Raw genomic sequence first — 14,746 nt, forward strand, 5'->3', positions numbered from 1 at the left:
ACCGCCATGGAACTGCGCCCCTGGGCCTTACTGCTGGGCCTGTCGCTGTTGCCGGGCCTGGCGCTGGCCGCCGGCAAATGTGAGCGCCTGGTGATCACCGGCAGCCCGGACACCCCCCTTTGCTCTGGCGTGATCCCCAGGACCCCACCCACCTGATCGGTGCCACCGCCGATGTGTTGCAGCAGGTAGCGAAAGACCTGGGTGTGAAAATCGACCTGCTCTACGGTGGCAATCGTTCGATGGCGCTGGATGAAGTACGCAGCGGGCGTATGGATATTTTTGCCGATGCGCCGTTGAACCACGCGCAACTGGGCAACTTCGACTACATCCACCCGGCCCTGGTGCAGACCGACTATAGGGTCTGGACGCGTACGGATTCGGCACTGGTATATGCCAGCGCTACCGACCTGCAGGGTTTCAAGGGGGCGGCCTCGGAGCGTGCCCGCTTGAGCCAGGGATTCGAAACCCTGGCCCAGCACCTTACCCTGCAACGATTCCCGAGCTTGACCCCCGCCTTCCAAAAACTGCTGCTGGGCGAGGTGGACTACGTACTCGCCGGGCGCTATTCCGGCATGGCCATGGCCCAGACGCTGGGCATGAGCAATGACTTGATTGCCCGCGATACGCCTGTCGATCAGGCCGGCCTGCACCTGGCAATTTCCCACAACTCGGCCTGCAATGATCCGTGGTTGCGCGGACAGCTTGCCAAAAAGATGACAGAATTGCCCGGGTCTGGTGTGACGGAAGCCGCGCTGCAGCGCAACCTCGAGCGCTGGAAGGCGCAATTGCAACAACCCGTCGGCACCCCAACACAGTAGGGATTTTTAGTGACTCTTCGACCTTTTTTCGCGGCCCTCGCCGTTGTTGTAGCCCTGGCGGGATGTGCAGCCGATCCTGCGCCGAATGAACAGATTCGCCTCACCCAGCAGGCCCTGGAACAGGCCAACGCCGTCGGTGCCAGTGCCGATGAATCGCCTGACCTGAAACTGGCCGAAGACAAATTCGCCCAGGCCAAGGCCGACATGGCCGACCAGTCCTACAAGGATGCGCGCATGCGGGCCGAACAGGCCGAGCTGGACGCACGCCTTGCCGAAGCCCAAGTGCTGACCCGCAAAAGCCAGGAACAACTCAACGTGCTCAACACCCGCATCACGCGCCTGCGCAAGCAATTGCAGCTGGGAGAAGCCCAATGAGCCCGATCATGCGTGGTATGAGCTGTGCCGTGTTGCTGGGCAGTGCGGTACTGGGCGGTTGTGCCAGCCATCCCAATGGCGAGCAAGCCTTGCAACAGGCCGGCAATGATTTCCAGAAGGTCAAGGAAGACGCGAATGTGCTGCGCATCGCGCCCAAGGACGTGATTCGCGCCGGTGAATCCCTGGCGCGCGCCGATCGTTTGTCCAGCTATTGGGGCAGCGGCACGGACGTGGTGCATTACGCCTACCTGAGCCAGCGCTACAGCGCCATAGCCCGCGAACACACCGAGCAGGCGCTAAACGAAGAACGCGCCGCCAAGCTCGAACTGGAACGCCAGCGCCTGCAATTGGCCCTGCGTGAAAACAAGCTGATCAGCGTGCAACAGCAGGGCAAATGGCTTGAAGAACAGATCGCCAGCCTGACCACCACTCAGACCGACCGCGGCCTGGTGATGACCCTGGGCGACGTGCTGTTCGACACGGGCGAAGCGGAGCTGAAAAACTCGGCCAACCGCACCGTGTTGAAAATTGTGCAGTTCCTGCAACTGAACCCCAAGCGCGTGGTGCGCATCGAGGGCTACGCCGACAACACCGGCGGCCAACAGGAAAACCTCAGACTGTCGCGTGACCGCGCGCAGTCGGTGGCCGATGTGCTGGTGGACCTGGGGATCGACGAAAAACGCATCCAGGTCGAAGGCTATGGCGACCAGTATCCGGTGGAGGCCAATGCGTCCGAACGGGGCAGGGCGCAAAATCGCCGGGTGGAGATAGTATTCTCGGACGAAAAAGGCCAACTCGGCGCCGCCCGTTAAATGTGGGAGGGGGGCTTGCTCCCGATAGCGGTGGGTCAGTTGAACATCTATGACTGATTCACCGCTATCGGGAGCAAGTCGAATCGTCGCACCGTCCCTCCCACTTTTTGTTCGATGTACACCTGAAACGTCGTGTATCCCGTTTACAGTTTTTACTGTCACTCCCGCCCGCGCTCGACTATTGTGGCAACTGTCCCCGTACACTTTTAAACTGTGCCGGTATGTTTCACACAAAAATAAATACCCGTGAAATCGAGTGCTGCGTCATGACCAATCTGCTGCTTTATCAACGTATCGCCCAGCAACTGGCTGAGGATATCCGGCGCGGTGTCTATCAGCCGGGCGAGCGCGTGCCTTCGGTGCGCAAGATGAGCTCCCAACTCAATGTGAGTCATGCCACGGTATTGCAGGCCTATGCCAACCTGGAAGACCAGGGGCTGATCCGCGCGCGACCGCAGTCCGGCTACTACGTGCATCAGACGCCGGCGCTCACTGCGCCGACACCGGATATCGCACGGGTCGAACGCCCCGGGTTGGTCACCCGCAGCAGCATCATTCAACAGGTATTGGGCGAGTCGCGCCGTGAAGGGGTATTCCCGTTGGGCGCCGCCGTGCCGAGTGTCGACTACTTGCCGGTCCGCGCGTTGCACCAGCAACTGGCCAAGGTCACACGGTTCCAGAGCCCGCGGGCATTCAGCTACATGTTCAGCCCCGGTTTCGAGCCGCTGCGACGCCAAGTGGCGATCCGCATGCGCGATGCCGGCGTAGTGGTGGACCCTTCCGAAGTCGTGATCACCCACGGCTGTGTCGATGCGTTGCAGATGTCGCTGCGGGTGCTGACCCGTCCCGGCGATCTGATCGCAGCGGAATCACCGACCTATTATGGTTTGCTGCAACTGGCCGATCTGCTAGGCCTCAAGGTCATCGAGATCCCCAGCGATCCGTCCACCGGCATGAGCCTTGAAGCCTTGCAGTTGGCGGCCAATCAATGGTCGATCAAAGCGTTGGTACTGACCACGCGCCTGAGTAACCCGTTGGGTGGCACCATGCCCGAGGAGCGGCAGAAACAGCTGCTGCGCCTGGCATCGGATTTCGATATCCAGATCGTCGAGGATGATATCTACGGCGAACTGATGTTCGAGCTGGGCCGCACCAAAGCCCTCAAAGCCTATGACCGCCTGGATCGGGTGATCTATTGCTCAAGCTTCTCCAAGACATTGTCGCCGGGCGTGCGGATCGGCTGGATGATTGCCGGCAAGTACCAGCAGGAAATCCAGCGTTTGCAGATGTTCAGCACCCATTCGGCGTGCAGCGTGACCCAGATGGGGGTCGCGGCCTACCTGGAGAACGGTGGCTACGATCGACACCTGCGCTACATTCGTCAGGAGTACCGCAAGAACCTCAGCGCGTTTCAACTGGCGGTGCAGCAATATTTCCCGGAGGGCACCCAGATGACTCGCCCGACCGGCGGTTTTATTTTGTGGGTCAGTTTGCCGGGCCGGGTCAATACCCAGGAACTGCATGTGCGCGCCCTGCAACAGGGCATCAGCATTGCGCCGGGGTTGATCTTCAGCAATACCGAGCAGTTCAACCACTGTATTCGGCTTAACTGCGGCACACCCTGGAACCGCGAGGCAGAGCGCGCGCTGATGACCCTGGGGATGCTGGCCAGCCAGTTATGCCAGGAAACCGCAGCGGGTTTTTGAGCCGTAAAAAGAGGGCAACTCCGATAGCTGGCGAGTCACCGCGCTTGTCATGCCGCGCACAACAAGCGAGCATATGGCCCTCTGCCGTTAATGCTGTAGGCGATATGACCTGTATTTTTCGCACTGCTATGGTGATTGGCCTGTTAAGCCTGTGTAACGTCAGCACCGTGCTGGCGGCATCACCCGTGACTGAAAACAAGCCTGCTGCCAGCAGCGAACAGAAGCCCTCCGCAAAAAAAACCACGCCAACCCAGCAAGCACCTGCGGCGAAGAAAAAAGCCGCAGCCGCTAAAAAGCGGGCGTCGGCGAAAAAGTCCAAGTCAGCCCAGGAAGTGGCACAGACCCAGCTGCCACCGGCGCAGTTGGACCTGTCCCTGCCTTCGGACATGGTCCGGCACCTGCAGCCGCTAGGCACCATGCCCAAGCCCAAGAGCGTGCCGTTGCTGCCACCGATGTTCGGCGAGAAGCCCACTGACAACAGTGCCTTCCAGATCAACGGCCGTTTGCTCAGCAATGAAATGAAGCTGCAATTGCGCAACGAGGAGCGCCGGGAGGTGGAAGGCGCCGCGTTGGAGTTTGAGTTCAAGCAGTAAACTTTCCCCCGTGCGTGACGCGAGTCATTGACCATCTGTCGCAGACCGGTCGGTCATGTTTGTTTTATGCGAAAAACCCGTGTTAGCCCATTTTAAAACGGCTGTTTAAGGGCGTACCCTAGCCCGGCCATCCCTATTGAGTCGTCGAGGACCTGCTGGTCATGAATTGCCGTGAAGGCTGTGGCGCCTGCTGCATTGCCCCCTCCATCAGTTCGCCGTTACCCGGAATGCCTAATGGCAAGCCCGCGGGCGAACGCTGCCTGCACCTGTCGGTCGAACAGCTGTGCCAACTGTTCGGGCAGCCGGAGCGCCCGGCGGTGTGCAGTGATTTCAAGGCGGATATCGATGTGTGCGGCACCGACCAGGCCGATGCGATCCGGTTGATCGGCTGGTGGGAGCAGATGACGGCGGCTTGATGGGCTTTACTCTCGGAACGTCAACAATAAGGAATACAACAATGGGTTCGCTGAAACGAATGGCGGTGCTGTGCGGTTTTACGCTGTTGTGTGCTGCCACTGCACAAGCTGAAGACTGGCAGGTCGCCAAGGACGAAGAGGGGATCAAGGTGTCCCTGAGCGAAGTGGCGGGTTCCAAATACAAGGCCTATCGCGGTGTAACCGTGATCAAGGCGCCCGTGGCCAAGATCGTTGCGCTGCAAGAAGATGTCGCCGGTGCCTGTTCCTGGATCCACGAATGCAAATCCCAGAAGCTGGTAGATAAAAAAGGCGACGAGGCCTGGACCTACACGCAGTTCAACGCCCCATTCCCGGTGACCGATCGTGATTCCTATATTCATGTCACCACCATCAAAAACGCCGATGGCAGCGTAACCCGCAAGCTTGAGGGCGTGCCGACCTACAAGCCGGACGAAAAAGGTTATGTGCGTGTCGCCCAGGTCGAGGGTTTCTGGAAGCTGGTGCCCAAAGGCGACAACCAGACCGAAGTGACTTACCAGGTCCACACCGAGCCAGGCGGCAGCGTGCCGTCGTGGCTGGCGAACAAATTCGTGGTGGATGCCCCGTTCAACACGTTGAAAGCCTTGAAAGACCACGCTGAAAAATAAGCGCGGTTGATCCGGTGCCTCAGGCCTTGAGCGGAACGTTTAGCGCGCCCTCAAGGTCCAGATACCTGTGAGCCCATACGCGGGCTTTATCGAGGAGGCACCGATGCAAACGTGGCAAATTACCTTCGTTGATGATCACGGCGAGCAGTCCGTGGAGCAGTTCACCTGCGAACAAAAGCCCAGCCTCGAAGACGCTGCGCACATGATTCGCAACAAGCTGGTGCCCGTCGCCGCTGAACTCGACCTCAACGACCTCGAAGGTCGCCAATCCGAGCCGACGGTCAAGATTCTCAAAGACCAGAACAGTATCCAGATCCTCGACATTTCTCCCTCAGCCTGAATATTCCCTTTACGCCCATCAAGCCCCTCTGGTGGAGGTGATAGCTTCGCGCTACTCTGCAAGCGAGATCAGCGAATGAATCGCTAAGGTCTGGTCTTGTCAGCTACATGCTTGTTTTCCAGCGGTGATGTCATGGCCGTTCCCGCGCCGGTAGGTGCGGGCTTCGGGAAGCACGGAAAGTCTATCCATCGGTTTGAGGAGGACGTTTCATGAGCACAGCCTATCAAGAAGACATCAGTACCCACGTTCTGCGCCGCATGAAAGAAGGCGGCTTCGATTTTTCACGTTTCCACCCCATCGAGTTCTACGCCATTTTCCCGGATGAGGAACGGGCGCGCAGGGCGGCGGGTGAGTTTCGCGGCGAGTCGCTGAACGCCCAGGTCAGTGCGCGCGACGATGGCGCCTGGTACCTGGAGCTAAGCAAGGTCATGTTTGCAACCTACGACGGCATAGGAGACTTCGAGCAGGACTTTGAAGCAGTGGTGGAGCCCCTTGGCGGCATCATAGAAGGGTGGGGCGTCAAGCACCCGGTTCGCCCGTTACCCATGTAGTGGGTTGTCACGCGCAACACCGTGTATCGGCTGACCTCAGGGTCGGCCGATTTTGTTTGTATGACCTGAAACGCCGCGCGACGCCTACCGTACTTTTTGAACCCTAAAAAAAAGCCACCCAACGAGGGTGGCCTAAAGGGAAGAGCGGAGCGCCAAAGGTTATTCAGCAGATGGCGCGATTATCCGCAGGCTTGGCCGGGCAGTGAAATCAACTCTGGCTATGCTGTTGATAGTCAAAGCCTGCATTGCGATGAAGCGCAGGACAACACGCCGGGCATTCTGTGCACCAGGAAGGTGCGACAAGGTGCCTGGATTAATTCAACGCACTGATTTTTAAGTGTTTATGCCGATGGCACGGGCCTTGCGATGGTTCTTGCGTCCGAGTGACAAGGAGTACGGCATGATCCGCACTTATTACGATGAGATGTACGATGGGGCGGGGCAGGTGCGCCCGCACTACCGCGAATTCGCCCGCTGGTTGGCCGACACCCCGGCAGAACTCTTGGCCCAGCGTCGCCGCGAAGCCGATTTGCTGTTTCACCGCGCCGGGATCACCTTCACCCTGTACGGGGACGAGCAAGGCACCGAGCGCCTGATCCCCTTCGACACCATCCCGCGCAGTATTCCGGCCAGTGAATGGCGGGTGGTCGAGCGCGGTTGCATCCAGCGGGTCAAGGCGCTGAACATGTTTCTGGCCGACCTGTACCACGAGCAACGCATCATCAAGGCCGGCATCATTCCCGCCGAACAGGTGCTGGCCAACGAGCAATATCAATTGGCGATGCAGGGGCTGGATCTGCACCGTGATCTGTATTCCCACATCTCCGGGGTCGATCTCGTACGTGATGGCGATGGCACTTACTACGTGCTGGAGGACAACCTGCGTACACCCAGCGGTGTCAGCTACATGCTCGAAGACCGCAAGATGATGATGCGCCTGTTCCCCGAACTGTTCGCGGCCCAGCGCATCGCGCCCATCGACCATTACCCCAACCTGCTGCTCGATACCCTGAAAAGCTCCAGCCCCCTGGATAACCCCAGCGTGGTGGTACTGACGCCGGGGCGGTTCAACAGCGCCTTTTTTGAGCATGCGTTCCTCGCTCGGGAAATGGGTGTGGAACTGGTGGAAGGGGCTGACTTGTTCGTGCGTGATGACCGCGTATTTATGCGCACCACCGACGGCCCCAAGGCGGTGGACGTGATCTACCGTCGCCTCGACGACGCGTTTCTCGACCCGCTGGCGTTCAATCCGCACTCCATGCTCGGCGTACCCGGCCTGCTCGCCGCCTATCGTTCAGGCAACGTGGTGCTGGCCAATGCCATCGGCACCGGGGTGGCGGATGACAAGTCGGTGTATCCCTTCGTCACCGAGATGATCCGTTTTTACCTGGATGAAGAACCGATCCTGAAGAACGTGCCGACCTTCCAGTGCCGCAAACCTGATGAACTGTCCCACGTGCTGGCCAACCTGCCGGACTTGGTGGTCAAGGAAACCCAAGGCTCCGGCGGCTACGGCATGCTGGTGGGGCCCGCGTCCACCGCGGCCGAGATCGAAGCCTTCCGTGCGCGTATCAAGGCCAAGCCCCACGCCTATATCGCCCAACCGACCCTATGCCTGTCCACCTGCCCGACCTTTGTCGAAAACGGTATCGCCCCACGGCACATCGACCTGCGCCCGTTTGTGTTGTCCGGCAAGGAAACCCGTGTAGTCCCCGGCGGCTTGACCCGTGTGGCGCTGCGCGAAGGTTCGCTGGTGGTCAACTCGTCCCAGGGCGGCGGCACCAAAGACACCTGGGTGGTGGAGGATTGATGCCATGTTGAGCAGAACTGCCTCGGATTTATATTGGATGTCGCGCTACCTTGAGCGCGCCGAAAACCTCGCGCGCATGCTCGATGTCAGTTATTCGTTGTCGCTGATGCCCCAGGACGGGCGCGGCGATGGCCTGCATGAACTGGCCATGCCGTTATTGATCACCGGCACCCTGGAGGATTACCGCGAGCGCCACGGTGAATTGCATGCCGAAAACCTGCTGCACTTCTTCGCTCTGGACGCGGCCAACCCGGCCAGTATCTACAGTTGTCTCGGCGCCGCGCGGGCCAGTGCCCATGCGGTGCGTGGGCGAATTACCGCCGACATGTGGGAAAACATCAACGCCACCTGGCTGGATATCCGCGATATCGCCCAACAAGGCCTGGGCCGCTACGGCATGAGCCGTTTCTGCGAGTGGGTCAAGGAGCGCTCACATCTGTTTCGCGGCGCCACCTACGGCACCATCATGCGCAACGACGCGTTCCGTTTCATTCGTCTGGGCACATTTATCGAGCGCGCCGACAACACCCTGCGTTTGCTGGACGCACGCTATGAAATGGCCGGCGACCGCGCCGAAGCCGTCACCGACGGCACGGCTCACGCCTACTACCAATGGAGCGCCTTGTTGCGCGCGCTGTCGTCGTTCGAGGCCTATACCGAGATTTATCGCGACGCCCCAGGCGCCCGACACGTTGCGCAACTGTTGCTGTTGCGCGCAGACGTGCCGCGCTCGCTCAGGGCCTGCAGCGAAGAGATCGACCAGATCCTCGCCAGCCTGCCAGGCCTCAACGGGCGACCGGCGCAACGCCTGGCCGCCGAGATGGACGCGCGCCTGCGCTTTACCGCCATTGATGAAATCCTCGAAGAAGGCCTGCACGCCTGGCTGACCGACTTTATCCCTTTGGTTCGCCAGTTGGGCGACGCCATCTACAGTTCCTACCTGGAGGCGGCATGAGACTCTCCATCAGCCACGAAACTACCTACCACTACGAAGACCAAGTGCGCGCCAGCATCCAGTACTTGCGTGTGACCCCCCACGACAGCGAGCGCCAGCACGTACTCAGTTGGCAATTGGACCTGCCGCGCCCGGTGCGCGCCCAAGTGGACCCGTTCGGCAATATCCTGCACGTGCTGACCCTGGATGAGCCGCATGACACCATCATCATCGGTGCCCGTGGCCAAGTGGACATCGACGAGTTGCGCGAGGCCGAACACGAGAGCCAATCGCCGCTTCCGTTCCTGCGCTGCACGCGCCTGACCGAGCCCGACGAGGCGTTGCGTGAGTTTGCCGAACAGCACTGTCATCAACGTCGCGACCGCACGGCATTGATCGACCTGACGCACGCGCTCAACCACGTGATGGTCTATACCCCTGGCGCCACCGAAGTCGACACCAGTGCCGCGCAGGCCTTTGCCGGCGGGGCGGGTGTTTGTCAGGACCACACTCACGCGTTCCTGGCCTGCGCGCGCAGCCTTGGGATCGCGGCACGCTATGTATCAGGGTATTTGTACACCGAAGACAGCACGCACCTGGCCAGCCACGCTTGGGCCGAAGCCTGGTTGGACGGCGCCTGGTACAGCTTTGACGTGACCAACCAACTGGCACGGCCGGAGCGGCACCTCAAGCTCGCGGTGGGCTTGGATTATCTTGACGCCTGCCCGGTGCGCGGCATGCGCCGTGGCGGCGGGCATGAGCAGATGCATGCCAAGGTGTTCGTGGCGCCCACGCCGGTGATCGCAGTGCAGCAGCAATAATCTCAAGGCGCCGCAGATCAATGTAGGGCGGTCTCAAGGCTGTTGTTTACGCCCCGCCATATGCTTCAAATACCCCACCAGCAAATCCAACTCGCTGTCAGGCAACACGCTGGCGGCGAATGCCGGCATCTTCGCCTGGGGCCAATGCCGCAGACTTTGGGGGTCGCGGATATAGCGCTTGAGGAAATCAGCGCCGAAATATTCGGTGGGGCTGTAAGGCGTATTCAAGTCCGGGCCCACCTGTGCATCGCCTGCGCCATTTAGGCGATGGCAGGCCAGGCAGTTTTTCTGGAACAGCGCAAAGCCTCTATTGATCGGGTCATTTGCGGCCAGTGCCGGGTCAGGCAACAGCGCCGGAAAACGCTCGGCCACCGTTTGCAGTTGCTTGATTCTGGAAACTTGGAACGGCCATTGCTCAGGGCTGATATGCCCGGCCTGCGGGTCGGTCCACACCAGGTAGAACGGCCCGGCGCTGGGCTTGCCATCGGCCAGGGCAGGCCATGGTTTGGCGGGGTCTTCCACCGCCAGCCAAGCGCGGGCGCCGTGGTTCTGCAGCAGCGGGGCGGCGGTAAGTTCAGCGGCGAAGCCGTCGAGGGCCACGGCTTGCAGGTGATTTTCAGGCTTAAGGCCTGGTAGGAGTACAGCCAATGGCAATGCGCGATAGGTCATGTTGCGCTTGTAGGAAACGTCATCGACGATCTGCACCGTCTGCGCATCCGGGTGCTTGAGCAGGTCGGCGGTTTGCCAGGTTTTGCTGGTGTGGTCCAGCTCAATGGTCAATTGCGCCGCATGAGCGGGCAGGGCAAGCAGCAAGGCGATAAATGCAAAGATCGGTTTCAAGGCGCAGGCCCCGTGTTAAGTCGCGATGGGGCTCACGATAGCGCAAAAACACGCGTAAAAAGGCAGCCCCTGCAACAGGATCGCTATACACGAAGGCCCGGCAGGTGCTGCCAAAAATCGGTAGTCCTGATGCATGCAGTGCTGCGCACGCGGCATCACCCAATAACTTTGGTCAAGTTGGGCAAGATCAGAATCAGGGTGGTGGCGAACAGAATAAGTCCCGCCTGACGTACTTTTGTGTGCTTGAACATGGCTGACTGCCTTTTGTTGTTATTCCTGAGCGTCAAATACGTGCCGGTTTATTTCAGTATGGCGCGTTGACGTGTCGCTTTTCTTACAGCTGCTCCAGCAAAACCCGGCAGCAACCTCCTACTGATTGAACCTTAGAGCCCCCGTTCTTCAACGCTTAGATCCATTTCATATCAGCTAAGCAGGAAATCAGCTTAAAAACGTATGAGGCATAACGCCATCTTGGCGCCAATGCCTTGGCTAGACAGCTAAAACGATTAACCCGCGAATTACCTTAGGGCCCTACCGTTCGTCCGAGCGTGGGGGTCAAAAGCAATGAGCGCATCCGTCATTGAAACCGTGTCAATCGGGCCTAAGGTAAGGGCACTACTGCGCAATGCTCCGAGGACGTCATGACCCAAGCTTTGATCTTTGATGCGATACGCACACCCCGTGGCAAGGGCAAGGCCGACGGTGCGTTGCACAGCATCAAGCCGGTGAACCTGGTGGCAGGCCTGCTCACCGCACTGGCGCAACGCAGCGACCTCGACACCCAGCAAGTGGATGACATTGTGCTGGGCTGCGTGACCCCGGTGGGGGATCAGGGCGCCGACATTGCCAAAACCGCCGCTCTGGTGGCGGACTGGGCCATCAGTGTCGCCGGTGTACAGGTCAACCGCTTCTGCGCCTCGGGCCTGGAAGCGGTGAACCTGGGCGCGATGAAAGTGCGTTCCGGCTTTGAAGACCTGGTGGTGGTAGGCGGCGTCGAGTCCATGTCCCGCGTGCCCATGGGCAGTGATGGCGGTGCCTGGGTGCTCGACCCGCAAACCAACATGCACAGCCACTTCACGCCCCAGGGCATCGGTGCCGACCTGATCGCCACCCTCGAAGGCTTTACCCGTGAAGACGTCGACACCTTTGCCCTACAGTCCCAGCAGAAAGCGGCCAGGGCGCGCGCCGACGGTTCCTTCAACAAATCGCTGATTGCGGTGCAGGACCAGAACGGCATCGTGCTGCTCGACCATGACGAATTTATCCGTGGCGACTCCACGCTCGACGGTCTGGGCAAGCTCAAGCCCAGCTTCGAAATGATCGGGCAAATGGGCTTCGATGCCACCGCGTTGCGGGTCTACAGCCATGTGGAGCGCATCCGGCATGTGCACACGCCGGGCAACAGCTCCGGCATCGTCGATGGCGCCGCGCTGATGTTGATCGGCTCCGAGGCCAAGGGCCGCGAGCTGGGCCTGCAGCCACGGGCGCGCATCGTCGCTACCGCGGTGACCAGCACCGACCCCACCATCATGCTGACCGGCCCCGCGCCGGCTACCCGCAAAGCCTTGGCCAAGGCCGGTTTGCGCGTGGAAGACATCGACCTGTTCGAAGTCAACGAAGCGTTTGCCTCGGTGGTGCTCAAATTCATCAAGGACATGCGCATTGATGCGGCGCGAGTCAACGTCAATGGTGGTTCCATCGCCATGGGCCACCCACTGGGCGCCACCGGTTGCGCGATCCTGGGCACCTTGCTCGACGAACTCGAAGTGCGCCGGCAACGCTACGGCCTGGCCACCCTGTGTGTCGGCGGTGGCATGGGGATCGCCACCATTATCGAACGCCTCTGATCCAAGGAATTTCTGATGACCGATGCCATTCGTTACGAAAAAGGCCAGGACCGGATCGTGGTGCTTATCCTCGACATGCCCGGCCAGAGCGCCAACACCATGAACGGCGCATACCGCGAGGCCATGGCGGCCACCGTCCTACGTTTGGAAGCAGAAAAGGACCACATCGCTGGGGTGATTATCACCTCGGCGAAGAAGACCTTCTTCGCCGGCGGTGACCTTAATGAACTGATCCAGGTCGACAAGGCCCACGCCAAGGACTTCTACGACGGCGTGCGGGTGTTAAAAGCGCAACTGCGCCGTCTGGAAACCCTCGGCAAACCGGTGGTGGCGGCGATCAACGGCGCGGCCCTGGGGGGCGGTTGGGAGATTTGCCTGGCGTGTCATTACCGGGTTGCGCTGGACGATAAATCGGTGCAGCTCGGTCTGCCGGAAGTCACTCTGGGCCTGTTGCCCGGCGGCGGTGGCGTGGTGCGCATGGTGCGCATGCTCGGCCTGGAAAAAGCCTTGCCGTATTTGCTGGAGGGTAAAAAAATTCGGCCGCAGCAGGCGCTGCAAGCCGGTTTGATCAATGAGCTGGCGGTGAACCGCGACGAGTTGCTGGCCAAATCCCGTGCCTGGATCCTGGCCAACCCGGACGCCAGGCAGCCCTGGGACAACAAGGCCTATCAGCTCCCCGGCGGCACTCCAGCGAGCCCCAAGGTGGCACAGATGCTGGCGATTGCGCCGTCGATCCTGCGCAGCAAAACCAACGGCTGTTTCCCGGCTCCGGAGAAAATCCTCTGCGCCGCCGTCGAGGGTGCCCAGGTGGATGTCGACACCGCGCACCTGATTGAAACCCGCTACTTCACCGAGCTGGTCGTGGGGCAAGTGGCGAAAAACATGATCGGCACCTTCTGGTTCCAGCTTAATCAAATCAAGGCCGGCCGCTCGCGGCCCCAGGGCTTTGCCCCCTATGTGACGCGCAAGGTCGGCGTGCTTGGCGCAGGGATGATGGGCGCGGGTATTGCCTATGCCAGCGCCTGCGCGGGGGTCGACGTGGTGCTCAAGGACATCACCCAGGCCGGTGCCGAGAAGGGCAAGGCGCATTCGGCGGCGTTGCTGGACAAAAAAGTCGGCCGTGGGCAATTGAGCGCCGAGCAGCGGGAAAGCACCTTGGCGCGGATCCATCCTACGGCCTCGGATGCCGACCTGGCCGGCTGTGACCTGATCATCGAAGCAGTGTTCGAAGACCGTGAGCTCAAGGCCAAGGTCTCGGCTGCCGCGCGAAACGTGGTCGGCGCCGATGCGGTGATCGCTTCCAATACCTCCACCTTGCCCATCAGCGGCCTGGCCAAGGCGGTGCCGGATGCCGGCAAATTCATCGGCCTGCATTTTTTCAGCCCGGTACACAAAATGCCTTTGGTGGAAATCATCAAGGGCGCCAACACCTCGGACGAAACCCTGGCCCGTGGGTTCGATTTTGTCCTGCAAATCAAGAAAACCCCGATCGTGGTCAACGACCGTCGCGGCTTCTTTACCTCGCGGGTGTTCGGCACCTTCACCAACGAAGGCATCGCCATGCTCGGCGAGGGTGTGGCTGCGCCGATGATTGAAACCGAAGCGCGCAAAGCGGGTATGCCGGTGGGGCCGCTGGCCGTTTCCGATGAAGTCTCCCTCAGCCTGATGAGCCATATCCGACAGCAGGCGGCCAAAGACCTGCTGGCTGAAGGTAAGAATGTACCTGGGCATCCGGCGACGGCGGTCATCGATCTGCTGGTGAACGAATACCAGCGTTCAGGCAAGGCGGCAGGCGGCGGGTTCTATGAATATCCCAGTGGCGGGCAGAAGTACTTGTGGCCCGAACTGAAAAAGCGCTTTGAACAGCCGGATCAACAGATCTCTGCGCAGGATGTGCGCGACCGTTTGCTGTTTATCCAGGCCATCGAAACCGTGCGCTGCGTGGAGGAGGGCGTGTTGATGTCCACTGCCGACGCCAACGTGGGGTCGATTTTCGGCATTGGTTTTGCGGCGTGGAGTGGGGGAGCGTTGCAGTTTATCAACCAGTACGGCTTGAACGACTTCATCGCCCGCGCCCGTTATCTGGCTGAGCAGTATGGCGAGCGGTTTTCGCCGCCGGCGTTGTTGCTCGACAAAGCCGCACGAGATGAAGTGTTTCGGTGATCGGCGTGTGGGAGGGGGCTTGCCTTGAAGGGGTGTTTCAAGGCAGGCTCTGGGTGTTCAATATTCCCATCGC

Annotated in this window: 14 protein-coding genes and 1 pseudogene; 14 read left to right on the plus strand and 1 reads right to left on the minus strand. The window is 60.3% G+C overall.

What is annotated here, in order from left to right:
* The first annotated feature begins 6 nt into the window (after positions 1-6).
* From AB4N98_RS19515 to AB4N98_RS19570, 12 genes and pseudogenes are all read left to right on the plus strand, one after another.
* Positions 7-818: pseudogene (locus tag AB4N98_RS19515) on the plus strand (substrate-binding periplasmic protein).
* Positions 819-827: 9 nt separating this feature from the next.
* Positions 828-1,193: a DUF4398 domain-containing protein gene (locus tag AB4N98_RS19520; protein ID WP_017527402.1), complete on the plus strand. Its 366-nt coding sequence runs from the start codon at positions 828-830 to the stop codon at positions 1,191-1,193.
* Positions 1,190-2,005 (plus strand): OmpA family protein, encoded by an 816-nt coding sequence (locus AB4N98_RS19525; RefSeq protein ID WP_065878266.1) that lies wholly within the window; start codon positions 1,190-1,192, stop codon positions 2,003-2,005. Before AB4N98_RS19520 ends, AB4N98_RS19525 begins: the two co-directional genes overlap by 4 nt.
* Positions 2,006-2,271: 266 nt before the next feature.
* Positions 2,272-3,711 carry an aminotransferase-like domain-containing protein gene (locus AB4N98_RS19530; RefSeq protein WP_017527404.1) on the plus strand — a complete coding sequence of 480 codons (1,440 nt, stop codon included), beginning with the start codon at positions 2,272-2,274 and terminating at the stop codon, positions 3,709-3,711.
* A 104-nt stretch (positions 3,712-3,815) separates the two neighbouring features.
* Positions 3,816-4,304 (plus strand): translation initiation factor 2, encoded by a 489-nt coding sequence (locus tag AB4N98_RS19535; RefSeq protein ID WP_068932221.1) that lies wholly within the window; start codon positions 3,816-3,818, stop codon positions 4,302-4,304.
* A 161-nt stretch (positions 4,305-4,465) separates the two neighbouring features.
* Positions 4,466-4,720: a YkgJ family cysteine cluster protein gene (locus AB4N98_RS19540; protein WP_017527406.1), complete on the plus strand. Its 255-nt coding sequence runs from the start codon at positions 4,466-4,468 to the stop codon at positions 4,718-4,720.
* Between the two features lie 41 nt (positions 4,721-4,761).
* A complete protein-coding gene (locus AB4N98_RS19545; protein WP_017527407.1) occupies positions 4,762-5,367 on the plus strand; it encodes an START domain-containing protein in 606 nt (201 codons plus the stop codon).
* A gap of 103 nt (positions 5,368-5,470) precedes the next feature.
* A complete protein-coding gene (locus AB4N98_RS19550) occupies positions 5,471-5,707 on the plus strand; it encodes a hypothetical protein (RefSeq protein ID WP_017527408.1) in 237 nt (78 codons plus the stop codon).
* 209 nt (positions 5,708-5,916) lie between these two features.
* Positions 5,917-6,258, plus strand: a complete 342-nt coding sequence (locus tag AB4N98_RS19555; RefSeq protein WP_003175566.1) for a ribonuclease E inhibitor RraB — start codon at positions 5,917-5,919, stop codon at positions 6,256-6,258.
* 400 nt (positions 6,259-6,658) lie between these two features.
* Positions 6,659-8,068, plus strand: coding sequence for a circularly permuted type 2 ATP-grasp protein (locus tag AB4N98_RS19560; RefSeq protein ID WP_017527409.1), 1,410 nt, complete (start codon positions 6,659-6,661; stop codon positions 8,066-8,068).
* Between the two features lie 4 nt (positions 8,069-8,072).
* Positions 8,073-9,023, plus strand: a complete 951-nt coding sequence (locus AB4N98_RS19565; protein WP_017527410.1) for an alpha-E domain-containing protein — start codon at positions 8,073-8,075, stop codon at positions 9,021-9,023.
* The gene (locus tag AB4N98_RS19570) at positions 9,020-9,823 is read left to right on the plus strand and encodes a transglutaminase family protein (protein WP_068932223.1); all 804 of its coding nucleotides are present in this window, start codon (positions 9,020-9,022) and stop codon (positions 9,821-9,823) included. Before AB4N98_RS19565 ends, AB4N98_RS19570 begins: the two co-directional genes overlap by 4 nt.
* Before the next feature lie 33 nt (positions 9,824-9,856).
* Here AB4N98_RS19570 and AB4N98_RS19575 read toward each other — a convergent pair whose 3' ends face one another.
* Positions 9,857-10,663, minus strand: coding sequence for a c-type cytochrome (locus tag AB4N98_RS19575; RefSeq protein WP_017527412.1), 807 nt, complete (start codon positions 10,661-10,663; stop codon positions 9,857-9,859).
* A gap of 641 nt (positions 10,664-11,304) precedes the next feature.
* Between AB4N98_RS19575 and AB4N98_RS19580 the strand changes: the two genes are divergently transcribed.
* Positions 11,305-12,510 carry an acetyl-CoA C-acetyltransferase gene (locus AB4N98_RS19580; protein ID WP_065878258.1) on the plus strand — a complete coding sequence of 402 codons (1,206 nt, stop codon included), beginning with the start codon at positions 11,305-11,307 and terminating at the stop codon, positions 12,508-12,510.
* 15 nt (positions 12,511-12,525) lie between these two features.
* Entirely contained in the window at positions 12,526-14,673 is a 2,148-nt protein-coding gene (locus AB4N98_RS19585) for a 3-hydroxyacyl-CoA dehydrogenase NAD-binding domain-containing protein (RefSeq protein WP_017527415.1), read from the plus strand.
* Positions 14,674-14,746 lie beyond the last annotated feature (73 nt).

This window comes from Pseudomonas sp. S3_E10, from assembly GCF_054667615.1.